General features: G+C 72.0%; 19 protein-coding genes. 8 read left to right on the top strand and 11 right to left on the bottom strand.

All coding sequences use genetic code 11. From position 1 onward, the window contains the following. Positions 1-326: 326 nt before the first annotated feature. Entirely contained in the window at positions 327-1,040 is a 714-nt protein-coding gene (locus IE318_RS12810) for a TetR family transcriptional regulator (RefSeq protein WP_189899786.1), read from the top strand. 71 nt (positions 1,041-1,111) lie between these two features. Here IE318_RS12810 and IE318_RS12805 read toward each other — a convergent pair whose 3' ends face one another. After that, entirely contained in the window at positions 1,112-2,092 is a 981-nt protein-coding gene (locus IE318_RS12805) for a helix-turn-helix transcriptional regulator (protein WP_189899758.1), read from the bottom strand. A gap of 63 nt (positions 2,093-2,155) precedes the next feature. On the opposite strand from IE318_RS12805, the gene IE318_RS12800 reads away from it, so the two are divergent. The 5 genes from IE318_RS12800 to IE318_RS12780 all read left to right on the top strand — a co-directional run bounded on the left by IE318_RS12800 (position 2,156) and on the right by IE318_RS12780 (position 8,311). After that, complete coding sequence (locus IE318_RS12800; RefSeq protein ID WP_189899756.1) at positions 2,156-3,694, top strand: MFS transporter; 1,539 nt, start codon at positions 2,156-2,158, stop codon at positions 3,692-3,694. 241 nt (positions 3,695-3,935) lie between these two features. After that, complete coding sequence (locus tag IE318_RS12795) at positions 3,936-4,697, top strand: DeoR/GlpR family DNA-binding transcription regulator (protein WP_189899754.1); 762 nt, start codon at positions 3,936-3,938, stop codon at positions 4,695-4,697. Then, entirely contained in the window at positions 4,694-5,641 is a 948-nt protein-coding gene (pfkB, locus tag IE318_RS12790) for a 1-phosphofructokinase (protein ID WP_189899752.1), read from the top strand. The genes IE318_RS12795 and pfkB overlap by 4 nt, the downstream gene beginning before the upstream one ends. Positions 5,642-5,813: 172 nt before the next feature. Further along, on the top strand, positions 5,814-7,946 hold the full coding sequence (locus IE318_RS12785) for a PTS fructose transporter subunit IIABC (protein WP_189899749.1): 2,133 nt from the start codon (positions 5,814-5,816) through the stop codon (positions 7,944-7,946). Between the two features lie 110 nt (positions 7,947-8,056). Continuing rightward, positions 8,057-8,311: a hypothetical protein gene (locus IE318_RS12780; protein ID WP_030163877.1), complete on the top strand. Its 255-nt coding sequence runs from the start codon at positions 8,057-8,059 to the stop codon at positions 8,309-8,311. Between the two features lie 55 nt (positions 8,312-8,366). Here IE318_RS12780 and IE318_RS12775 read toward each other — a convergent pair whose 3' ends face one another. From IE318_RS12775 to IE318_RS12760, 4 genes are all read right to left on the bottom strand, one after another. Continuing rightward, entirely contained in the window at positions 8,367-9,113 is a 747-nt protein-coding gene (locus tag IE318_RS12775; RefSeq protein WP_189899747.1) for a DUF6227 family protein, read from the bottom strand. 202 nt (positions 9,114-9,315) lie between these two features. Continuing rightward, positions 9,316-10,524, bottom strand: a complete 1,209-nt coding sequence (locus tag IE318_RS12770; protein ID WP_189899745.1) for a L,D-transpeptidase — start codon at positions 10,522-10,524, stop codon at positions 9,316-9,318. Positions 10,525-10,678: 154 nt separating this feature from the next. After that, the gene (locus IE318_RS12765; protein ID WP_189899743.1) at positions 10,679-11,710 is read right to left on the bottom strand and encodes a P1 family peptidase; all 1,032 of its coding nucleotides are present in this window, start codon (positions 11,708-11,710) and stop codon (positions 10,679-10,681) included. A 31-nt stretch (positions 11,711-11,741) separates the two neighbouring features. Beyond that, entirely contained in the window at positions 11,742-12,986 is a 1,245-nt protein-coding gene (locus tag IE318_RS12760; protein WP_189899741.1) for a low temperature requirement protein A, read from the bottom strand. A 74-nt stretch (positions 12,987-13,060) separates the two neighbouring features. Between IE318_RS12760 and IE318_RS12755 the strand changes: the two genes are divergently transcribed. Then, positions 13,061-13,231: a hypothetical protein gene (locus IE318_RS12755; protein WP_189899738.1), complete on the top strand. Its 171-nt coding sequence runs from the start codon at positions 13,061-13,063 to the stop codon at positions 13,229-13,231. 79 nt (positions 13,232-13,310) lie between these two features. Here the strand turns inward: IE318_RS12755 and mscL are convergent, their stop codons facing one another. The 6 genes from mscL to IE318_RS12725 form a co-directional block, all read right to left on the bottom strand. Further along, on the bottom strand, positions 13,311-13,781 hold the full coding sequence (mscL, locus tag IE318_RS12750; RefSeq protein WP_189899737.1) for a large conductance mechanosensitive channel protein MscL: 471 nt from the start codon (positions 13,779-13,781) through the stop codon (positions 13,311-13,313). A gap of 57 nt (positions 13,782-13,838) precedes the next feature. After that, the gene (locus IE318_RS12745) at positions 13,839-14,546 is read right to left on the bottom strand and encodes an RcpC/CpaB family pilus assembly protein (protein ID WP_229903486.1); all 708 of its coding nucleotides are present in this window, start codon (positions 14,544-14,546) and stop codon (positions 13,839-13,841) included. Positions 14,547-14,723: 177 nt separating this feature from the next. Next, positions 14,724-15,557 carry an S-methyl-5'-thioadenosine phosphorylase gene (locus IE318_RS12740; RefSeq protein ID WP_189899735.1) on the bottom strand — a complete coding sequence of 278 codons (834 nt, stop codon included), beginning with the start codon at positions 15,555-15,557 and terminating at the stop codon, positions 14,724-14,726. A gap of 78 nt (positions 15,558-15,635) precedes the next feature. Next, a complete protein-coding gene (locus tag IE318_RS12735) occupies positions 15,636-15,962 on the bottom strand; it encodes an FmdB family zinc ribbon protein (protein WP_189899733.1) in 327 nt (108 codons plus the stop codon). Positions 15,963-16,029: 67 nt separating this feature from the next. After that, the gene (locus IE318_RS12730; RefSeq protein ID WP_189899731.1) at positions 16,030-17,328 is read right to left on the bottom strand and encodes an MFS transporter; all 1,299 of its coding nucleotides are present in this window, start codon (positions 17,326-17,328) and stop codon (positions 16,030-16,032) included. A gap of 281 nt (positions 17,329-17,609) precedes the next feature. Beyond that, the gene (locus IE318_RS12725; RefSeq protein WP_189899781.1) at positions 17,610-19,130 is read right to left on the bottom strand and encodes a potassium/proton antiporter; all 1,521 of its coding nucleotides are present in this window, start codon (positions 19,128-19,130) and stop codon (positions 17,610-17,612) included. Positions 19,131-19,432: 302 nt separating this feature from the next. On the opposite strand from IE318_RS12725, the gene IE318_RS12720 reads away from it, so the two are divergent. After that, the gene (locus IE318_RS12720) at positions 19,433-22,288 is read left to right on the top strand and encodes a penicillin acylase family protein (RefSeq protein ID WP_189899730.1); all 2,856 of its coding nucleotides are present in this window, start codon (positions 19,433-19,435) and stop codon (positions 22,286-22,288) included. Positions 22,289-22,304: the final 16 nt, after the last annotated feature.

The raw sequence follows: 22,304 nt of genomic DNA, 5'->3' as shown, positions 1-22,304 counted from the left end.
GGCCCGAGCCCTGCACCTCATCCGTCATGCCAGCCATCATCACGACAGCTTGACGAAGGACATAGGGGCACCCCCCCGGGCGTCGGAGCCCGGCTCTACTTCTGTCCGCCTTCTGTCCGCCCTTCTGCACGAGGGGGTCGAGGCGAATCCCGGGACGGCGGGTGCGGGCGTGCCGGACAGACGGGGCACCCCGGACCTGAACCCCGGGGTGGCCCGCCCAGATGGCAGATTCTGCCACACGGGCATAGCCTGCCGACGTGATCAGCTCCACCTCCGCTCCCCGCAAGCCCTCCTCCCTGACCGAGCGCCGCAAGGCCGCCACGCGCATGGAGATCGCCCGAGCGGCGGCCCGTCTCTTCGTGACCCAGGGCCTGCGCGCCACCCGCGCCGAGGACATCGCCCGGGCCGCCGGCATCGCCCCGCGCACCTTCTACCGCTACTTCGCAACGAAGGAGGAGGCCGTGGCTCCGCTCTACGCGGCGGGCGCACAGCGGTGGACGGACGCGGTGCGAGCGGCCCCGGCCGAACTCCCCGTGCCCGAGGCCCTGGCGCACGCGGTGCGCCATGCCCTGACCCCCGGCGCCGGCGTCTCGGCCACCTCCTGGCAGTGGGTCCGTACCCTCATCCGCCTGGCCGGGACCAGCCCGGCGGTGCGCAAGGTCTGGGCCGACGTCTGCCGTGACGCGGAACGGGCACTGGCGGAGGTGCTGGCGACCCGGACGGGCGCCCGCGACAACGTTGCCGAGGCCGCCGCCCATGGCAGGGCCGATGACGCGTCGGGGGCCGTCGCCTCGGGGCTCCGTTTCTCCGCCGCCGTGGCGAGTGCCGCCGTACGGGTGGCCGTTGAGGTCTGGGCCACCCGAGAAGCGGCCGCCGACGGCCCGGAGGGCCCGGCCGCGCTGGCCCTGCGCAACCTCGCGGCCCTGCGGGACTTCGCCTGGGAGACCGAACCCGAACCTGGGCATGGACCCGAGCCCGAACCTGGGCATGGACCCGAGCCCGAACCTGGGCATGGACCCGAGCCCGGACCGCACGCCTGACCTGCTGTCACGCCCACCGCGGCACCCGCCGGTCATCGTCACGGCCGCTACCGCACCCCGCGCGGGCACCTTCACGCCCGCCGCGGATCACCGTCCGCGGCGCGCGTCAGGCGGGCCCCCAATGCCCGTACGCATTCCACCAGTTCCGCAGGTTCCTGCACCGTGAACGGGTGGCCGAGCATGGCCAGCCGGACCGCCAGCCACTCGACCGTGTCCCCGGCCGTGGCCCGCAGCCGGCACCCGCCGTCCGCCAGTGGCTCAGGGGCGCCGAGCCAGGCGGGCAGCCGCTCCGCGACGACCTCGGCGGGCGCCTCGAAGACCACCGAGAAGGTGTACGTCTCCTGCCGCCGCTGCATGGACTGACGCAGATACTCGGCCGCGTTCCCGGTCGGCAGCTCGCGCGGGTCGAACCGCGCGCCGGTCGCGAACGGCTCGTTCACCCGGTCGACGCGGAACGTCCGCCAGTCCGCCCGGTCCACGTCGTACGCCACGAGGTACCAGCGCCGCCCGGTCGACACGAGCCGGTACGGCTCGGTCAGCCGGCGCGTCGCGGTGCCGTCGCCGGCCCGGTAGGCGAACCGCAGCCGCTCCCGGCCCGCGATCGCCGACGCCATGACGGTCAGCGTCTCCGGCGCGACGCTCGCGCCGTCACCGCTGGTCAGCGGGGTCGTCGCGGCCTGGAGGGTGGAGACGCGGTGACGCAGCCGGGCCGGCAGCACCTGCTCCAGCTTCGCCAGCGCCCGCACCGAGGCCTCGTCCACGCCCTCGATGGCGTGCCCGGCCCCCGCGCGCAGCCCGACCGCGATCGCCACCGCCTCCTCGTCGTCGAGCACCAGCGGCGGCATCGCCTTGCCCGCGACCAGCCGGTACCCGCCGTCGGAGCCCTTGGTCGCCTGCACCGGATAGCCCAGCTCACGCAGCCGGTCGACGTCCCGGCGCACCGTGCGCCGGGACACCCCGAGCCGCTCGGCGAGCTCGCCGCCGGGCCACTCGCGGGGCGTCTGCAGCAGCGAGAGAAGCTGGAACAGCCGGGCCGGTGTGTCCGTCGTCATGGATACGAGGATGCCGCACATCTAGGACATGGTCTGACCTAGAGGGGTCCTAGCTTGTGGTCCATGACCTCCACCGGAACCACAACCTCCCCCGACAGTGCGGCGCAGACCGCCGACCGCCGTCGCTGGTTCGCGCTGGCGATCGTGATGACCGCGGCCTTCATGGACCTCGTGGACGTCACGATCGTCAACATCGCGATCCCCTCGATACAGCGGGACGCGGGCGCGTCCTTCAGCCAGATCCAGTGGATCACCGCCGGTTACGCGCTCGCCTTCGCGGCCGGCCTGATCACCGGCGGCCGGCTCGGCGACATCCACGGCCGCAGGCGGCTGTTCCTCGTCGGCATCGGCGGCTTCACCCTCGCCTCCGCCCTGTGCGGTTTCGCGGCGAACCCCGAGATGCTGGTCGCCTCCCGGATCCTCCAGGGCGGCATGGCGGCGATGATGGTCCCGCAGGTGCTGTCGATCGTGCACGCCACCTTCCCGGCGCACGAGCGCGGCAAGGTCTTCGGCCTGTTCGGCGCGATCGTCGGCCTGGGCGCGGTCTCCGGCCCGCTGCTCGGCGCGCTGCTCACCGAGTGGAACCTGTTCGGCCTCGAATGGCGGCCGATCTTCCTCATCAACCTGCCCGTCGGCGTGGTGGCGTTCCTTCTCGGCAGCCGCTTCATCACCGAGTCGAAGGCGCCGCGCGCGCTGAAGCTGGACCTGGTCGGGGTCGCCCTCGTGACGCTCGGGCTGCTGATGCTGCTCTACCCGCTGACCCGGGGCCGCGAGCTGGGCTGGCCGCTGTGGGGGTATGTGTCGATGGCGGGCGCGCTGGTCGTCTTCGCGGCGCTGGTGGCGTACGAGCGCCGGAAGGCGGCGCGGGACGGTTCCCCGCTGGTCGAGCTGTCGCTGTTCCGGGTGAAGAGCTTCGCGGCGGGCATCGCCGTGCAGACGGTCTTCGGGATCGCGCTGGGCGTGTTCTTCCTGGTCTGGACGCTGTACATGCAGGTCGGTCTGGGCTGGAGCCCGCTGCGGGCGGGCCTGACCGGGGTGCCGTTCTCGATCGCGGTGTCCGTGGCGGCCGGGATGTCGGTGCAGAAGCTGGTCCCGCGCTTCGGCCGCAAGGTGCTCCAGGCGGGCGCGCTGCTGATGGCGGTCGGCGTGCTGCTCTACGTCTGGGAGTCCGGACGGTACGGCCAGCACATCGCTCCCTGGCAGATGGCGCTTCCGCTGGTGGTGATGGGGGTCGGCATGGGCCTGATCGTCGCGCCGCTGACGGACGCGGTGCTGTCGGAGGTGCCGCGCGAGCACGCCGGTTCGGCCTCCGGTCTGATCAACACCGTCCAGCAGATGGGCAACGCGCTGGGGCTCGGCCTGGTGTCCGTGGTGTTCTTCGGGGAGATCGGGGACCGGCTGACGCCGGCCCAGGTCGGTCCGGCCTTCGTCGACGCCTTCCGGCACGCGCTGCTCTGGGTGGCCGCGGTGCTGGTCGTGATCTTCGCCCTGATGGCCGCTCTGCCCAGGCGCCCGGCCCAGCATGTCGAGGGCGCCGGTGAGCAGCCCGCGGACCAGGCCCGGGAGTCGGAGTCGCACTCCGAGCCGGAGCTCGTCGGCTGAGCACGTCCGGTGGAGGGGCCCGGTACCGATCGCGGTACCGGGCTCTTTGCCGTACGCGGGTCTCGGTCGTACGCGGCTGCCTTCATGGGCGTATCCGGGCCGTGGCCCCGGATGTCCGACCGGAAGCCCACCCGAAGTCCGATCGTGCCCGTTCCTGGCCCGAACCTGTTTACTTTCCGGAAATCCGGGCGTAGCCTCAGCCGAAACCACAAGTTCGGGCATCGGTCGGAGGTAAACGGACATGTACGCACCCGAGCGACAGCAGGAGATCCTCCGGCTCGCCCGTGACGGCGGCCGGGTGGACGTCGTGTCGCTCGCCGAGGAGTTCCAGGTCACGGCGGAGACGATCCGCCGTGATCTGAAGGCCCTCGACCGGGCCGGCCTGCTGCGCCGGGTGCACGGCGGTGCCATTCCGGTCGGCCGCCTCGACTTCGAGCCGGACCTCACCGAGCGCGAGTCCACGGCGGCCGACGAGAAGGACCGCATCGTCAAGGCGGCCCTGGCCGAACTGCCCACCGAGGGCACGCTGATCCTCGACGCCGGCACCACGGTGGCCCGCCTGGCCGCCGCCCTGCCCCTGGAGGCCGAGCTCACCGTCGTCACGCACTCGCTGCCCATCGCGGCCCGCCTCGCCGACCACCCCGGCCTCCAGCTCCACCTGGTCGGCGGCCGCGTACGGCACCGTACGCGGGCCGCCGTGGACGCCTGGGCGCTGCGGGCCTACGGCGAGATCCGCGCCGACGTGCTGTTCGTGGCCGCCAACGGCTACTCCGCCGAACACGGTCTGACCACCCCCGACCTCGCCGAGGCCGCGGTGAAGCGCGCGGCGATCGCCGCCGCCCGCCGCGTGGTGCTGCTCGCCGACTCCACCAAGCACGGCCAGGAGCACTTCGCCCGCTTCGGTGACCTGAGCGACGTGGACCTGCTGATCACCGACAGCGGGTTGAGCCCCGAGGATGCCGCCGTCATCGAACGTGGCGGCACGGAAGTAGTACGCGCATGATCGTCACCGTCACCCCCAACCCGTCCCTGGACCGCACCTACGAGGTGCCCGCCCTCGACCGAGGCGAGGTCGTCCGGGCCACCGGCGAGCGTGTGGACCCGGGAGGCAAGGGCGTGAACGTCTCGCGGGCCGTAGCGGCCGCCGGACAGCGCACGGTCGCCGTACTGCCCCTGGGCGGTGCGCCGGGCGCCCTCGTCGCCGAGCTGCTCGACGCCCAGGGCATCGAGGTCGCCCCGGTCCCGGTCGCCGGGGCCACCCGCTCCAACATCGCGCTCGCCGAGTCCGACGGCGTCCTGACGAAGATCAACGCACCCGGCCCGCGGCTGTCTGCCGAGGAGCAGGAACTGCTGCTGGAGACCGTGCGACGGCAGTCGCGCGGCGCCGACTGGATCGCCTGCTGCGGCAGCCTGCCGCGCGGGCTCGCGCCGTCCTGGTACGCCGACCTGGTCGCGCGGGCGCACGCCGCCGGCGTACGCATCGCCCTGGACACCTCCGGACCCGCCCTGCTGCAGGCGCTGCGCGAGGGCCCGGACGTGGTCAAGCCCAACGCCGAGGAACTCGCCGAGGCCGTCGGACGCCCCCTGGCCACGGTGGGCGACGCGCTGAAGGCGGCCGAGGAACTGCGCGGGCTGGGTGCGCGCGCCGTGCTGGCCAGCCTGGGCGCCGACGGACAGCTGCTCGTGGACGGCTCGGGCGCCTGGTACGGCAGCGCACGCGTCGACGCCGTCCGCAGCAATGTCGGCGCCGGCGACTCCTCGCTGGCCGGCTTCCTGATCGCGGGCGGCACCGGCCCCGAGGCCCTGGCCTCCGCCGTCGCCCACGGCGCCGCCGCCGTACGGCTGCCCGGCAGCGTGATGCCGACCCCGGACGACCTGGACCCGGCGGCGGTCACGGTCACGGCGCAGGTGCCGGTCGACCGCGCCCTGACGGAGCCGGTGTCATGACCGCCCCCGCTCCGGGCCCCTGCCGGGCCTCCGCCCCGGGACCCCTCCCCTTCCGAGCCCCCGCCGCCACCCGCACCCCCGTTCCCCACCCCCCGCTCCCACTCCCGTCTCCACCCCGTCCCCACCCCGCCCACTCCACCCACCGGGCGATACGCGCGCTAAGGAGCCCGCGATGAGCGAGATGATCACCGCGGATCTGGTCGACCTCGACCTGTCCGCCGACACGAAGGAAGCCGCGGCGCGCGCCCTCGCCGAGCGGATGGTGGCCCGTGGCCGGGTGACCGATCTGGAGGGCTTCCTCGCCGACGTGGCGGCCCGTGAGGCGCAGATGCCGACCGGTCTCGACGGCGGCATCGGCATCCCGCACTGCCGCAGCTCCCATGTCACCGAGCCGACGCTCGCCTTCGGGCGCAGCGCCGCCGGCATCGACTTCGGCGCGCCGGACGGGCCCGCCGACCTGATCTTCCTGATCGCCGCTCCGGCCGGTGCCGACGACGCCCATCTGACGATCCTGTCCTCGCTGGCCCGGCAGCTGATGAACGCGGAGTTCACCGGCGCGCTGCGGTCGGCGGGCGACGCGGCGACCGCGGCGGCGCTCATCCGCGGGGACGAGACTCCGGCCGAGGCGGCCGCCCGGAGCGAGAGCGCACAGGTGTCCGCGGACACGTCCGGCACCTCCGAAGACTCCGCCGCGGCGTCAGGGGCGGCCTCCCCCGGCGCCGCGGCGGGCACCACCGCACCGGCGGCATCCGCGGCCCCCGATGCCGCCGCGCCCGCCGGCGAGGAGCGTCCGTTCCGGATCGTCGCCGTCACCTCCTGCCCCACCGGTATCGCGCACACCTACATGGCCGCCGAGTCGCTGGAGAACGCCGGCCGTGAGGCGGGCGTCGAGGTGGTCGTCGAGACCCAGGGCTCGGCCGGTTTCACCCGGCTCGACCCGGCCGTGATCGCGGCGGCGGACGGTGTGATCTTCGCCCATGACGTCCCCGTGCGGGACAAGGACCGCTTCGCCGGGAAGCCGACCGTCGACGTCGGCGTCAAGGCGGGCATCAACCGGCCCGGCGAACTGATCGGCGAGGTCCGGGAGAAGGCCGCGCGCGGCGAGGTGACCTCGGCTGCGGCGTCCGGCGGCACACCGGTCGAGCGGGCCGGAGACTCCGGCGAGGGCTACGGCACCAGGCTGCGCAAGTGGCTGATGTCCGGCGTGAGTTACATGGTCCCGTTCGTCGCCGCCGGCGGCCTGCTGATCGCCCTCGGCTTCGCGATCGGTGGCTACAAGATCAACAAGGCGCCGTCGGTCATGGACCACTTCGTGTGGTCCCAGGGTGACAGCTGGGCCGCGCTGCTCTTCCAGATCGGCGTCGTGTCCTTCGGCTTCCTGGTCCCGGTCCTGGCGGGCTACATCGCCTACGGCATGGCCGACCGGCCCGGTCTCGTCCCCGGCTTCGTCGGTGGTTCGATCGCTCTCACCATCAACGCCGGTTTCCTCGGTGGTCTGGTGGCGGGTCTGCTCGCCGGTGGCGTGGTGATGGCGATCCAACGGGTCGGCATCCCCCCGGCGTTGCGCGGCATCATGCCCGTGGTGGTGATCCCGCTGATCTCCTCGGCGGTGGTCGGATTCCTGATGTTCGTCGTGGTCGGCAAGCCCATCGCCTCCGCCCAGAAGGGCATGACCGACTGGCTGAGCGGCCTCAGCGGCACCAACGCCGTCCTGCTCGGCGCGCTGCTCGGCCTGATGATGTGCTTCGACCTCGGCGGCCCGGTCAACAAGGTCGCCTACGCCTTCGCCACCTCCGGAATCGCGGTCTCCGACCCCAGCGACTCCGCGATGAAGATCATGGCCGCGGTGATGGCGGCGGGCATGGTGCCGCCGCTGGGGATGGCCCTGGCGACCACCGTGCGCGGCCGGCTCTTCACCCGGGCCGAGCGGGAGAACGGCAAGGCCGCCTGGGTTCTGGGCGCCTCCTTCATCTCCGAGGGCGCGATCCCGTTCGCGGCGGCCGACCCGCTGCGGGTCATCCCCGCCTCCATGGTCGGCGGCGCGCTCACCGGCGCCCTGTCGATGGCCTTCGGCGCCACGCTGCGCGCCCCGCACGGCGGCATCTTCGTGGTCCCGCTGATCGGCAACCCGTTCCTGTATCTGATCGCCATCGCGGCGGGCACGTGCGTGACGACCGCGCTGGTGGTGGCCCTCAAGACGCTGCGCAAGCCCGCCCCGGGCGCGACGGCCGGGGCGGGCGGCGAGGGCGCGGGCGAGGGTGCGCAGGCCGCGTCGGCAGGGCGCAAGCAGCCGGTGGCGGCCTGACGGCGGACGCGCTCACCGTCCCTTTGGGGCGCTGTGAGTAGTTCAGGTCACTTGCGAGATGCGTCACGGTCCGGGGCCAACGTCCCGGACCGTGGTGTTCACTTGGAGACATGCCTGAGCACGTCTCGATACTGATCTGGTTCGGTGTGGTCCTCCCCGCCGTGCTGGTCATCGTCTGCGCCATCGGCCTTGCCGGCTACCGCTTCGGCCTGCAGTTCGAGATCCGTCGACGGCATCGTGTCCCCGGCCTGCCGGCCCTCCCGTCCCAGCGCGGCTCGGGCCCCCACCGGGAGTACGTCGAGCTGACCCCGGCCGAACGGGCCGCCTTCGCCGGCCTGATGCGCCAACTCGGCGACGGCCACTGACGGCGCCCGGCCCGCCTACGGCACCTGCGTCACCCGGCCCGCCTCGCCGCCTCGCCTACGGCACCTGCGCCGCCCGCCGCTCCATCGCGTCCCGGGCGGCGTCTTCCGTCACGTACACCTCGCACATGTGGCGGCCGTCCGGGGTCGCCGTGTGCTCGACCTCCCACAGGGAGATCTCCACGCCGTCGCTCAGCAGGAACGCGTGCTCGTAGAGGGAGAAGCACAGTCCGGCGCGGCGTGTGCGGCAGGGGCGGCCGAACGCCTGCGTGATCTGGTGCCCGGACGCCGTGGCCAGCCGCGCGGCGACGTCCGTGCCCGGCCGGTCCGCGTTCTCCGCGCGCCGCAGCAGACGACGCGCGTGGTCGGCCGAGTCCTCCGGGGCGTACGCGTGCCGGGCCTCGGGCAGCGGCGAGAGCTGCACCAGCACCGGCAGGTCCAGCTCCGGGTTGTCCGGCGGGAACGGCAGCCGGGCGGTGGCCGTGCGCAGCTCCTCCTCGTCGACGTACAGCTCGTGCTGCGGCTCGCTGCCGGGCGCGGTGTTGTACACCAGCTCCCAGAGGGTGAGCGCCGAGCCGTCGACCAGCAGCCAGGTGTGCCGGTACGTCTCGCGGTGCAGGCCCGAGCTGTGGTGCGCGGAGTGCAGCGAGCTGTCGTACGCCAGCGCGCAGTCCAGGTGCCGTATCGTCTCGTCGGGCAGCTCGAAGGAGTTCAGCGCACGGCCGAGGAGCCGTGCGAGATGCTCCTCCAAGGACTCCGGCGACTCGCGTGGTTCGTACGCTGTCGTCTCGTACGGAACGCTCAAGGTTTCTCCCGGCGTCGCTGCATGTCACCTTGTGGGTGCATACCGTAGCCCCTCGGTCGGACATCATGTCCGGGAACCGAGAAAACGTACGGTGGAAAAACGGGCGGGCCGCGCGAGAAGTTCCCGCGCGGCCTGCCGTGGCGTCAGAATCCGCTGCTCACGAGCCTGTTGGTGCGGCTGGGGTGGTTGTCGGCCGGACCGGTCAGAGGGCGCTGCCGGCGGTCCACTCGCTCCAGGACATGTTCCACCCGTTGAGGCCGTTGTCCGGGGCGACGGTCTTGTCGGGGGAGTTCTTGACGATCACGACGTCGCCGATGAGCGAGTTGTCGTAGAACCACTTGGCGTTGGTGTCGCCCTGTCCGCCCTGGACGTCCGCCATCCCGACGCAGCCGTGGCTGGTGCCCTCCCGGCCGAAGGGCGGATTGCCCTGGTTGTACCAGTAGTTGCCGTGGATGAAGGTGCCGGTGTCCGTCAGACGCATGGCGTGCGGCACGTCCGGGATGTTGTACTCGCCGCCCAGGTTGACCGTCCGGCTGTCCATGCGCGTCTGGAGGAACTTCTCCGAGATCACCATCTTGCCGTTGTACGTGGTGTGCTCCGGGCTGCCGGTGGACACCGGGAGCGTCCTGACGGTCTGCCCGTCCCGGACCACCGTCATGGTCTGCGTGTTCGCGTCCACCGTGGAGACCTGCGAGCGGCCGACGGTGAAGGTCACGGTCTTCCTCTGCACACCGTAGACGCCGTTCGCGCCCTGCACGCCGTCCAGGTCGATCTTCATCGTGACCTTGGAACCGGCCTTCCAGTAGTCCTCGGGGCGGAAGTCGAGCCGCTGTGAGCCGAACCAGTGGCCGACCACCTGCTGGCCGGTGCTGGAGGTGACCGTGATGTGCGACTGCACGGTCTTCCTGTCGGTGATCGGCTTGTCGAAGACGAACTTCACGGGCATGCCGACACCGACCGTCGTGCCGTTGTCCGGCGTGTACGTGCCGATGAAGCTGTTGGCCGTGGTGACGGTGGTGAAGATGGAGTTGGCGGCGGCCGTACGGCCGTCCGCGTCCTTCGCGGTCGCCGAGATCTGGTACTTCGTCCCGCGCTCCAGCTGCTCCTTCGGCTTCCAGCCGGAGCCGTCCGCGGAGATCGCACCGGGAACGGCCTGCCCCGACCCCGCCACGGTCATCTTCACCTCGGTCAGCCTGCCGCCGCTGACCTTCACCCCGGTGGTGTTGATCGACGCACCGGTCGAGCCGTCCTGCGCCGAGATGGCGATCTTCGCGGTGGAGGTCTTCGGCTGGTCCTTGCCGCTATCGCCGCGGCCGTCGTCGCTGGCCTTGGCGTCGCCGCCGCATCCGGTGAGGGTGAGGGTGCCGACCATCAGGGCGGCACAGGCCCCCAGTACGCGCCGCGCTGTCATGTCCGGCCTTGTCACGGGCTTCTCCAGGTTGGTGTCGTGTGCGTGGGTCGCTGCAGTGCGTCGGTGAAGAGGCCGACGGGCCGTCACGAGGTTCCCGCCGCCCGGGCGAAAACCCTCACGGTGACAGAACCGCGACAATCACCGGCCCGCGGCTTCAGCGGGTGGGGTCGTAGAGCTCGCCGTAGGACGGCCAGGTCCCGGCCGGGGTCTGGACCGGCTCGGCCGCGCGGACGGCTCGTACGATCGCGCGGGTGACGGTGTCCGCGCCCGCGGCGAGGATGTCGTTGAGGGCGAGGGGCTGGTCGGGCGCGAGCGGACGGGCCCCGGTGGACAGGGCGAACACCGTGTCGCCGTCGTTGAGCAGGTGCACCGGCCGTACGGCACGGGCTATGCCGTCGTGGGCCGTGCCGGCGAGCTTCTGCGCCTGCGCCTTGGACAGGTCCGCGTCGGTGGCGACCACCGCGAGCGTCGTGTTCAGCGGGGGTGGCGCGTTCCGTGCGGCGGCCTCGGCCAGCCGCCGGCGCGCCGCCTCGTGCACCCCGGCGTCCGGGTACGCGACCCGGCCCTGGAGCAAGTCCCCGTACAGCACCCCCGTCTCCGGGTCGACGGCCGAACCGGCCGCGTTGGCCACCACCAGTGCCGCCACCGTGACGCCCGAGGCGAGCACCGTGCTCGCCGTGCCGACCCCGCCCTTGACGGGGCCCACGGTCGCTCCCGTTCCGGCGCCGACGCATCCCTGCGGCACGGGTCCGCCCGGCTCGCTCGCGGCGGCGGCCTCCACCGCCTCGCGCCCGGTGGCTGCGTCCGGCCGGGCCCGGAAGTCACCGCCCCGGCCCAGGTCGAACACGCAGGCGGCGGGAACGACCGGGACGACATGGGAGGGGTCCGGTCCCACCCGCACCCCGCGGCCCCGCTCCTCCAGCCAGGCCATCACCCCCGAGGCCGCGTCCAGCCCGAACGCGCTGCCGCCGGTCAGCACCACCGCCTCCACCCTCCGCACCAGGTTGCGCGGATCGAGGGCGTCGGTCTCCTTGGTGCCGGGCCCGCCGCCGCGCACGTCCACCGCGGCGACGGCACCGCCCTCCGGTGCCAGCACGACCGTCGTCCCGGTGAGCCACCCGCCACCCCGGCGCGTGGCGTGGCCCACCCGCAGGCCGGGGACATCCGTCAGAGCGTCAACCGTCATGGGTGTCAGTCTCCCCGGACCTGGTGGGGCGTCATGCCGCCTGTTGCGCCGAACGGCCCGCGCCTCTTCCCGCGGTCTTTCGGCCCGTCAGGGCCACACTCGTCGCCACCGAGAGCGCCGAGACGACGCCCGCCGCGAGAACCGCCCAGTCACCCAGGAACGTGCAGCAGATCACCAGCAGGGCCGTGGCGGGCAACACCGTCTGCTGGGCGATGCCCACCTTGAAGTACCGCGAGTGCAGCGCCCACACCGTGAGCAGATACAGAGCGGTCGGGAGGGTCACGGCCGCCGACGCCGCCAGGGACGACAGATGGGTCTTGCCGACCGCCTGCTCGACGGCCACCTCCAGCCCCGCGCCGATCGCCGCCGCCGAGGCGAGGATCACATAGTGGCCGTAACCCCACAGGAACGACTCCCGGTTGGACCGCAGATGCCCGTGGATCGGCACCACGAAGTAGATCCACCAGGCGGAGAAGACGATCAGCAGGCCGCCCGCCGCGATCGGCAGCAGCTCGCCCAGTGCCGTGTGCTCGTCCGCGGCCGACTTCACCGCGACCGTCGCCGCCGCGATGGTCTCGCCCAGCACGATGATGGTGAACAGCCCGTACCGCTCGGCGATGTGATGCGGATGCCAGGAGGTGGCGTACGCCCTCTCCGCGATCAGCGGCACGGAGAGCTCCGCGATCACCATCACCAGGAACACCCACGGCCGGGCCGGCTCCGGCAGCAGCACCAGCCCCAGCCAGCCGACCTGGCACAGCAGCACCCCGGCCGCGTACCGCCGTGCCATGCGCTTCTCCGCGCCCTGCGCCCAGCGCGCGGCCCGCAGCCACTGGGAGACCATCGCCAGCCGCATGATCACATAGCCGAGCCACACCAGGAGGAAGTCGTGCTGCGTGAACGCCCGCGAGATTCCCGCGGCCAGCACCAGCACACCTGCGATCTGCACCAGGGTGACGAGCCGGTAGAGCACGTCGTCGTTGTCGTAGGCGGACGCGAACCACGAGAAGTTCATCCAGGCCCACCAGATGGCGAAGAACACCATGGCGTAGTTCAGGATGCCGTGGCCCGCCCGGCCCTCGACCACGGCGTGCACCAACTGCACGCCCGCCTGGGCGACGGCCACCACGAAACACAGGTCGAAGAGCAGCTCCAGCGAGGTGGAGACCCGGTGCGCCTCGTGGCGTCCACGTGCGGTCAGCGGGCGCAGCGGCCGGCGGACGTGGGAAGGGGCGGTGGGGGCGGTTTCCGGAGCGGAATCGGAACTGGACGTCATGGCTCCCAGCACAGCAGAAAGCGCCCTGGATTGCCCGGGCCGGCCGCCCGCGCCGGTCACCGTACCCTGGAGGCATGAGCACCGCCTCCGAGCCGCGCGACCCGAAGAACGCGCTGATCTTCGACGATCCGCTGAACCAGCAGTCCACGGACGACACCGACCGGGGATGGGGCGAGCGCACGGACGGCGACGCCACCGCCGACCTCAGGCGCTTCCTCGACGAGAAGCCGCCCCACCACCTCTGACACCGGCGGAACGGCCTCTGGCACCGGCGGAACGGCCCGTTCCGCGAGCGGTCGGCCCGTCCGGCCGCGATCGCTGCCGCTAGCGCCGCTCGTACTCCGCCCGGGCGCCGCCGCCGCGCTGGGCGACCAGCTCGTCGCGGATCTCCTTGAGCACCTGAAGCTCGGTCACCTCGATGACCTCGTGCGTGCCCTCCCGGGCCTTCTTCCGCGCCTCCTGCCGGGCCAGGAACTTCGCCATGGGCAGCACCATCAGGAAGTAGACCACCGCTGCGGTGATCAGGAACTGCAGCGTGGCGCCGAGGACCGAGCCCCACATGATCTGGATGCCCTGGGCGCCCTTGCACGAAGTGCTCAGGCACGAGCTGTAGTGATCGAGGTTCTGGGTGCCGATCGCCCCGACCACCGGGCTGATGACGCCCTTCACCACCGCGTTGACGATGTTGGTGAAGGCGGCGCCGACGACCACCGCGACGGCCAGATCCACGACGTTCCCGCGCATCAGGAAGGCCCTGAAGCCCTCCCAGACGCTCGGGTCCTTCTTCGCGCTCACCTGCGGCCCCTCCTCGGACAAGCGGGTTGTAGAACAAACAGTTCAGCAACCTACGGGTCACCACAGGGTCACCGCCAATCGGGCCGTCGCACTCGCCCCGGCCAGGCCCGCCGCGGCCGAACGCGGTACCGAGAGTGCGACAAGCGCCCCGCCCCCACCCGCGCCGCCGCTCCCGCTCCCGCCCTCGCCCACCGCCGCGCCGTCGGTCACGGGCTCCGGCACCCTCGCCACCCGCGCTCCGCGCGCGACCACCCGGGCCCGGCCGCCCACCGCCGGGTCCTCCGCGGCGATCACGTCCACCCGGTCACCGGGCCGCAGCAGCCGGACCGTGGCCGCGTCGGCGAGGCGCACGGGCACGGTCACCGTCCGCCCCGCGTCCGCGCACCGGGTCCCGAGTCCGTTCGACAAGGTGCCGGCCGCGCGCACCGGATGCCCGCGGGCCGGACCGCCGCGCGGAGGATCCGAGGCGGCCCGCGGACCAGCGGCCACCAGCGCGGCCGCCGTGACGGCCAGACCCGCGGCCATGGCCCGCCGCCGGTGCCGTACGAGCCGGCGCAGCCCGCACCGCCCGTCCCGCACGCGCACCGGCGCGAAGTGCGGCACCTCGCACGTGGCCGGCACGTCCGTGCCCGGCGGGAACGGAGATGTGCGGGCCGAGGATGCGAACGGGAGCGACCGGAAGGACTGGAGCGCCCCGAGCGACCTGAGCGACTCGGACGGCCGGCGCGACCAGGACGGCGAGGACGTCGGCGACGGCACGGACATGAGGAGACCACCACCTACGGTGCGGGATCGGCGGGAAACGGCTTGCGACGCCCACGATGAGGCATCGCACCGCCGCCCGCCGGAGCCCGTGCGCTACTCACGGGTTGTGGAAAACCCCGTCACCCGAACGTGGCATTCCGGCACGTTTCCGTACCCGAGGGAGGCCGGCAGGCTCCCCTACGGCAGCACGAACCCCGGGTCCATCCCGCCGAGCGCGGTCGCGCACGCGCAGTCCCGTTCTCCGGTGGCGGGCAGCGCGGCCACCGTGTCGAACAGCACGCTGCGCAGCCGTTCCACGTTGGCGGCGAAGACCCGCAGCACCTCCTCGTGGGAGACGCCCTCGCCGGTCTCGGCGCCCGCGTCGAGGTCGGTGACCAGCGTCAGCGAGGTGTAGCAGAGCTCCAGCTCCCGGGCGAGCGCCGCCTCGGGGTGGCCGGTCATGCCCACCACGGACCAGCCCTGCGCCTGGTGCCACAGCGATTCGGCGCGGGTGGAGAAGCGCGGCCCCTCCACCACGACCAGCGTGCCGCCGTCGACCGCGTCCCAGTCCCGACCGCGCGCCGCCTTCAGCGCGGCCGCGCGGCCGGTGGGGCAGTAGGGGTCGGCGAGGGAGACGTGCACCACGTTCGGCAGCGAGCCGTCGGCCAGCGGAAGCCCGTCGAAGTAGGTCTGCTCCCGCGACTTCGTACGGTCGACGAACTGGTCCGGCACGAGCAGCGTGCCCGGCCCGTACTCGGGCCGCAGGCCGCCCACCGCGCAGGGGCCGAGGACCTGGCGCACGCCCACCGAGCGCAGCGCCCACAGGTTGGCCCGGTAGTTGATGCGGTGCGGCGGAAGGTGGTGGCCGCGGCCGTGCCGGGGCAGGAAGGCCACCCGACGGCCGGCGATCTCGCCGAGGAAGAGGGAGTCGCTGGGTGCCCCGTACGGAGTGTTCACCTGGACCTCGGTCACGTCGTCCAGGAACGAGTAGAAGCCGGAACCGCCGATGACACCGATCTCTGCGTTCGCCATGAGCAGCACACTAGCCGTCCGTGTGAACGCCGAGGACCCCGCCGTCCGATGACGGCAGGGTCCCGTGAAGCGGTGGGGTCAGGCGGCGGAGCTGCTCGCCGAGCCCGTCGAGGAAGACGACGAGGACGACGAAGACGAAGACGACGAGCCGGAGCCGGACGACCCGGACGACGAGGCGCCGGAGCCGTTCGACGGCTTCGACGACGCCGGGCTGCTGCTCGACGAGGAGCCGCGGCTGTCGTTGCGGTAGAAGCCGGAGCCCTTGAAGACAATGCCGACCGCGGAGAACACCTTCTTCAGGCGGCCACCGCAGTTGGGGCACTCGGTGAGCGCGTCGTCGGTGAACTTCTGCACCGCCTCGAGGCCCTCGCCGCACTCGGTGCACTGGTACTGGTAGGTGGGCACTGTCTTCCTCCTGGCACTCTCACTCGATGAGTGCTAACGACGATCCATAGTGACGTATTCCGTGGGATCAGTCCACTGTGGCGGGGGCGCGGTGACCGACGCCACGCGCCACGGTGCGGCTGTGGGCCCGGGTGGCGAGCCGCGACCGCAGGGTCACGAGGGTCGTCAGGGCGAGCACCGTGCCGGTCGTCGGGACCAGGAATCCGGCGCCGACCCACAGGCGGTCCTCCAGCTGCCCCGCGACGGTGACGGCGGCCGCCTGGCCGAGGGCGACCGCGCCGGTGAGCCAGGTGAACGCCTCGGTGCGGGCGCCGGCCGGGACCAGGCCCTCGACCAGGGTGTAGCCGGTGATCAGGGCGGGCGCGATGCACATGCCCACCAGGAGGCCGAGCGCGGCCAGCAGGAGCACCGAGTGGGCGCTCCACAGCGCGGACGCGGCCACCGCCAGGGCCGTGTAGCCGACGACCAGGCGGTGTTGCGGGGCCGTCTTCCAGGCGAGGGCGCCGCAGACGATGCCGGAGAGCATGTTGCCCGCGGCGAACGTCCCGTACAGCACACCGTTGAGGCCGGGCTCGCCGATCGACTCGGTGAACGCGGCCAGCGAGACCTGCATGCCGCCGAAGACCGTGCCGATGCCGAGGAAGGCCACGACCAGCACGCGCACACCGGGGATGCGCAGGGCGGAGGCGTGCTCCACGCGCGCGTGCCCGCCGTCGGCACCCACGGGCGGCTGGGTGCGCCTCTGCGCGGCGAACAGCAGACCGCCGACCAGGGTCAGCGATGCCTCGGTGAGCAGACCCGCCGCCGGCGCGACGGCCGTGCACAGGGCGGTGGCCAGCAGCGGGCCGAGGACGAAGGTGAGCTCGTCGGTGACCGACTCGAAGGCCGCCGCGGTGGTCATCAGCGGTGAGTCCTTCAGAGTCACGCCCCAGCGGGCCCGCACCATGGGCCCGATCTGCGGCACCGAGGCGCCGGTCGGCACGGCCGCCGCGAACAGCGCCCACAGGGGTGCGTGCGCCAGGGCGAGGGCCGTCAGCGTCAGCCCGGCCAGGGCGTGCACCAGGACGCCCGGAAGCAGGACGGCGCGCTGTCCGTAGCGGTCGGCGAGGCGCCCGCTGTACGGCGCGAACAGCGCCATGGCGACGCCGGTGACGGCCGCGGTGGCGCCCGCCGAGCCGTAGGAGCCGGTGGTGTGCTGCACGAGCAGCACGATGGAGATGGTCAGCATCGCGAACGGCTGGCGGGCCGCGAAGCCGGGGAGCAGGAACGTCCAGGCGCCGCGGGTGCGCAGCAGTTGCCCGTATCCCGGGCGGGAGGACGCCGGCGAGGTCGTCGCGGGGTCGGTGGTGGTGACCGCGGATCCCACGGCCCGTGCCTTTCTGCCGCCTGGTAGCGCGGCCCCTTGTGCGGGCGCGCCGAGAGCTGTCCTCTTGCGCGGACTGCGGTAGATGCCGGCGCCCGCTTCGGGGGTGGCCCGGCCGCCATACGGTCGCGCCAGCTCTGCGTCAGGCAGAGTTGGTTCGATCAAGGTGCGCCTTCATCGTACAGGGGTGATGGGCTTGTGCCCCTGTGAAAGTGAGCACCATGGCCGGTGTTCGCCTGGGTTCCGGAGCGCTCGGCGCGCGGGCACGTACGGGAAACGTTCCCTCACCGACCGCGGCCGTGACGCCCCTCTCCGGGGCCGTCGGCGCCCAGCCAGTCCGCCAGCTTGCCGCCGCGGCCGACCGCGCGCAGGCGGCGTTCCGCGGCCTCACGGACGGGGTCGGTGGTGACCACGAGGAGTTCGTCGCCGCGCCGCAGGACCGTGGTGGGCAGCGGAACAAACGATTTTCCGTCGCGGACCACCAGGGTGACCGCGGACCCGGCGGGCAGCCGCAGCTCGTTGATCTCCACGCCGTGCATCAGCGACCCCTCCGGGATGGCGACGGACAGCAGATGGCCGCGCAGCCGCTCCAGAGGCGCCGACTCGATGCCGAGGTCGGCGGCTTCCTGGGGTTCGCCGAGGCGCAGCCGGCCGGCCAGCCAGGGCAGGGTCGGCCCCTGGACGAGGGTGTAGACGACGACCAGGACGAAGACGATGTTGAAGATGCGGTGGGTGGTGTCGACGCCGTTCACCATGGGGATGGTCGCCAGGATGATGGGCACGGCGCCGCGCAGCCCGGCCCAGGACATCAGGGCCTGCTCCGGCCACGGCACGCGGAACGGCAGCAGGCTGACCACGACGCTCAGCGGTCGCGCGACCATGGTCAGCACCAGGCCGATGAGCAGGGCGGGCACGATGTCGTCGCCCAGTTCGTGCGGGGTGACCAGCAGGCCGAGCAGGACGAACATGCCGATCTGGGCGATCCAGCCGAGCCCTTCGGCGAAGCCGCGCGTGGCCGGCCAGTGCGGCAGTTTGGCGTTGCCGAGCAGCATCGCCGCCAGGTAGACGGCGAGGAAGCCGCTGCCGTGCGCCAGGGCCCCGGCGGCGTAGGCCGTGACCGCGATCGCCATCACGGCGATCGGGTACAGGCCGGAGGCGGGCAGGGCGACGTGCTTGAGGGCCGAGGAGCCGAGCCAGCCCACCGCGAGGCCGACGGCCGCGCCGATGGCCAGCTCGAGGGCCATCTCGCCCACCAGGGTGTACCAGTGCTCGACCGGCCCGGTGGTGGAGAAGGCGACGACCAGGATGACCACGGGCGCGTCGTTGAAGCCGGACTCGGCCTCGAGCGTGCCCTTCACGCGCGCGGGAAGGGGGATGCGCCGCAGGACCGAGAAGACGGCCGCCGCGTCCGTGGAGGACACCACCGCACCGATGATGAGCGCAGGGCGCCAGTCGAGACCGACCAGGTAGTGGGCGCCGGCGGCCGTGACGGCGACGCTCGTCGCGACCCCGAGCAGCGCGAGCGCGCAGGCGGACGGCAGGACCGGTTTGATCTCCTTCCACTTCGTGCCGAGTCCGCCCTCGGCGAGGATCACGACGAGGGCCGCGTAGCCGATGATCTGGGTCAGCTCGGCGTTGTCGAAGCGGATGTGGCCGATGCCGTCCGCGCCCATGCCGATGCCGATCCCCAGGTACACGAGCAGGCTGGGGAGCCCGCTGCGCGAGGAGATCCGTACCGCTGCCACGGCGACGAGCAGGACGAGGGAGCAGGCGAGCAGGAGCTGGTTGAGGTGGTGAACAGTCAGTGGCGCTTCCTTCCCCGCGTTCCGGGTTCTCCGATCGGGTCCTCTCGGCTTTCCGGCACTCCGGCCTTCCGGCACTCCGGCTTTCCGGCGTGCCCGGCCCCGGTGGTCCGGCGTTCCGAGCCTCCGATTACTTCATTACCTTACCTAACTCTTGACGCTTTCTTGACGCTTGAAGGGCCGAGATCGAACGCTCGTCCGCGCTCGGACCCGACTCCGCGTCAAGTGGTACCGGCCCCTGCGCCTATGGTTGCTCCAGCACTCCAGTACCGCCTGCCGCTCGCGTTAGGACAGCAAGGACAGCGATGCCCCCCAACACCACCGCCTCAACGGGTGACAAGCCCGGCAAGTCCGGCAGGAAGAAGGGGCGAAAAGCCCGACTCGTCGTGCTCGTCCTGGTGCTGGCCATCATCGGCGGCATCGCCTACGGGGCCTACTGGTCCATCAGCACCGTCCGCGCCTCCTTCCCGCAGACCAAGGGCTCGATCACGCTCCAGGGCCTGTCGGGCCCGGTCGACGTCAAGCGGGACGGCTACGGCATCCCGCAGATCTACGCCTCCTCGGCCGAGGACCTGTTCATGGCGCAGGGCTACGTCCAGGCCCAGGACCGGTTCTACGAGATGGACGTGCGCCGGCACATGACCTCCGGGCGCCTGTCGGAGATGTTCGGCAAGAGCCAGGTCGACAACGACGCGTTCCTGCGCACCCTGGGCTGGGACCGGGTCGCCAAGGAGGAGTACGACAAGAAGCTGTCGGCCTCCACCAAGAAGTACCTCCAGGCGTACTCCCAGGGCGTCAACGCCTACCTCGACGGCCGGGACGCCAAGGACATCTCCCTGGAGTACGCGGCCCTGGGCTTCACCAACGACTACAAGCCCGGGAAGTGGACCCCGGTCGACTCGGTCTCCTGGCTGAAGGCGATGGCCTGGGACCTGCGCGGCAACATGCAGGACGAGATCGACCGCGCCCTGATGACCAGCCGTCTCGGCCCCAAGCAGATCAAGGACCTCTACCCGGACTACCCCTACAGCCGGAACAAGCCGATCGTCACGCAGGGTCAGTACGACGAGCTCGCCAAGGCGTTCGAGACGAGCGGCGGCGGCAGCACGAGCGGCACCACCGGGACGATGACCGGCACCACCGGCACCTCGACGGGAACCGCCGGCACGACCGGGCAGACGACCGGCACCACCGGCTCCGCGGGCGGCACCCAGGCCGCGACGGGCGGGTCCTCCACCTCCGGCACCTCCGGCGTGCAGAGCCAGCTCATGGGCCTGCGCAACGTCATGCAGGACCTGCCGACCGCCGTCGGCGTGAACGGCAACGGCATCGGCTCCAACTCCTGGGTGGTGTCCGGGAAGTACACCATCACCGGCAAGCCGCTGCTCGCCAACGATCCGCACCTGTCGCCCTCGCTGCCGGGCGTCTGGTACCAGATGGGCCTGCACTGCCGCTCGGTGTCCGCCGCGTGCCCGTACGACGTCACCGGCTACACCTTCGCGGGCATGCCCGGCGTGATCATCGGCCACAACCAGAACATCGCCTGGGGCATGACCAACTCTGGCGTCGACGTCACCGACCTGTACCTGGAGAAGCTCAGCGGCGACGGCTACCTGCGCGACGACAAGACGGTGCCCTTCCGGAGCCGTGAGGAGACCATCAAGGTCGCCGGCGGCGCGTCCAAGAAGATCGTCGTCCGGCAGACCGAGGACGGCATGCCGCTGCTGTCCGACCGCGACGACGAGCTGGTCAAGGTCGGCAAGAAGGCCCAGGTCAACACGGCGGCACCGGACCGCGGCGACGGTTACGCCGTGGCCCTGAAGTGGACCGCGCTCGAGCCGGGCACCACCATGGACGCCGTCTTCGCCATCGACCGCGCCAAGGACTTCGCCGGCTTCCGGTCGGCGGCGGCCCTGTTCGACGTGCCCTCGCAGAACCTGATCTACGCCGACACCGAGAACAACATCGGCTACACGCTGCCCGGCCGGATCCCCGCGCGCGCGAAGAACGACGACGGCTCCGTCCCCGCGCCGGGCTGGGACTCCAGGTACGACTGGACCGGCTACCTCGGGCAGGACGAGCTGCCCTACGAGTACAACCCCAAGCGCGGCTACATCGTCACCGCCAACCAGGCCGTCATCGATCCGGACAAGTCCGGTTATCCGTACACGCTCACCACGGACTGGGGATACGGCACCCGCAGCCAGCGCATCACCGACCTGATCCAGTCGAAGATCGACGGCGGGGGCAAGATCTCCACCGACGACATGCGGCAGATGCAGACGGACGACAGCAGCGAGATCGCCAAGCTGCTGGTGCCCATGCTGCTGAAGATCGACATCGGCGACAAGGACGTCCGCAAGGCCCAGAAGCTCCTGGAGGGCTGGGACTACACCCAGGACGCCGACTCGGCGGCGGCCGCCTACTTCAACTCGGTCTGGCGCAACATCCTCAAGCTCGCCTTCGGCAACAAGCTGCCCAAGGAGCTGCGGGTCAAGGGCCAGTGCCTGTGGGTGGAGCCGGCCGACAACACCGGCCCGGTCGACGAGACCACCAAGGTCCGCGAGTGCGGCGAGCGGGACGCCGACCAGGCGCAGCCGGACGGCGGCGACCGCTGGTTCGAGGTGGTCCGCAACCTCGTGAACGACCCGAAGAGCGACTGGTGGAAGGCGCCCGCGTCGGGCTACGGCCGGCCCAAGGCCGACAACCGTGACGAGCTGTTCGAGCGCGCCATGATCGACGCCCGCTGGGAGCTGACCGCCAAGCTCGGCAAGGACATCGACACCTGGAGCTGGGGCCGGCTGCACCGCCTGTTCCTGAAGAACCAGACCCTGGGCACCGAGGGACCCGGCTTCCTGAAGTACGTGCTGAACCGGGGCCCCTGGAAGCTCAGCGGCGGCGAGGCCGCGGTCAACGCCTCCGGGTGGAACGCCGCCGGCGGCTACAACGTGGTGTGGGTGCCGTCCATGCGGATGGTGGTCAACCTCGCCGACCTCGACAAGTCCAAGTGGATCAACCTCACCGGCGCCTCCGGGCACGCCTTCAGCGCCCACTACACCGACCAGACGGGCAAGTGGGCCAAGGGGGAGCTGCTGCCGTGGTCGTTCTCGGCGAACGCGGTCGACAAGGGCACCAGGGACACGCTGGTGCTCAAGCCGTGACCCGGCGGCCCGCCGG

The sequence above is a fragment of the Streptomyces spiralis genome (assembly GCF_014654675.1).
In the GTDB taxonomy this organism is placed as follows: Bacteria; Actinomycetota; Actinomycetes; order Streptomycetales; family Streptomycetaceae; genus Streptomyces; species Streptomyces spiralis.
Note: the sequence above shows the minus strand (reverse complement) of the source record. Positions and strands in the feature narration are given on the sequence as shown.

Bases quoted from the DNA above. Each gene is read 5' to 3' on its own strand.
- IE318_RS12810 (WP_189899786.1), top strand. From the start codon at position 327: ATGGAGATCGCCCGAGCGGCGGCCCGTCTCTTCGTGACCCAGGGCCTG.
- IE318_RS12805 (WP_189899758.1), bottom strand. From the start codon at position 2,092: ATGACGACGGACACACCGGCCCGGCTGTTCCAGCTTCTCTCGCTGCTG.
- IE318_RS12800 (WP_189899756.1), top strand. From the start codon at position 2,156: ATGACCTCCACCGGAACCACAACCTCCCCCGACAGTGCGGCGCAGACC.
- IE318_RS12795 (WP_189899754.1), top strand. From the start codon at position 3,936: ATGTACGCACCCGAGCGACAGCAGGAGATCCTCCGGCTCGCCCGTGAC.
- pfkB (WP_189899752.1), top strand. From the start codon at position 4,694: ATGATCGTCACCGTCACCCCCAACCCGTCCCTGGACCGCACCTACGAG.
- IE318_RS12785 (WP_189899749.1), top strand. From the start codon at position 5,814: ATGAGCGAGATGATCACCGCGGATCTGGTCGACCTCGACCTGTCCGCC.
- IE318_RS12780 (WP_030163877.1), top strand. From the start codon at position 8,057: ATGCCTGAGCACGTCTCGATACTGATCTGGTTCGGTGTGGTCCTCCCC.
- IE318_RS12770 (WP_189899745.1), bottom strand. From the start codon at position 10,524: ATGACAGCGCGGCGCGTACTGGGGGCCTGTGCCGCCCTGATGGTCGGC.
- IE318_RS12765 (WP_189899743.1), bottom strand. From the start codon at position 11,710: ATGACGGTTGACGCTCTGACGGATGTCCCCGGCCTGCGGGTGGGCCAC.
- IE318_RS12760 (WP_189899741.1), bottom strand. From the start codon at position 12,986: ATGACGTCCAGTTCCGATTCCGCTCCGGAAACCGCCCCCACCGCCCCT.
- IE318_RS12755 (WP_189899738.1), top strand. From the start codon at position 13,061: ATGAGCACCGCCTCCGAGCCGCGCGACCCGAAGAACGCGCTGATCTTC.
- IE318_RS12745 (WP_229903486.1), bottom strand. From the start codon at position 14,546: ATGTCCGTGCCGTCGCCGACGTCCTCGCCGTCCTGGTCGCGCCGGCCG.
- IE318_RS12740 (WP_189899735.1), bottom strand. From the start codon at position 15,557: ATGGCGAACGCAGAGATCGGTGTCATCGGCGGTTCCGGCTTCTACTCG.
- IE318_RS12720 (WP_189899730.1), top strand. From the start codon at position 19,433: ATGCCCCCCAACACCACCGCCTCAACGGGTGACAAGCCCGGCAAGTCC.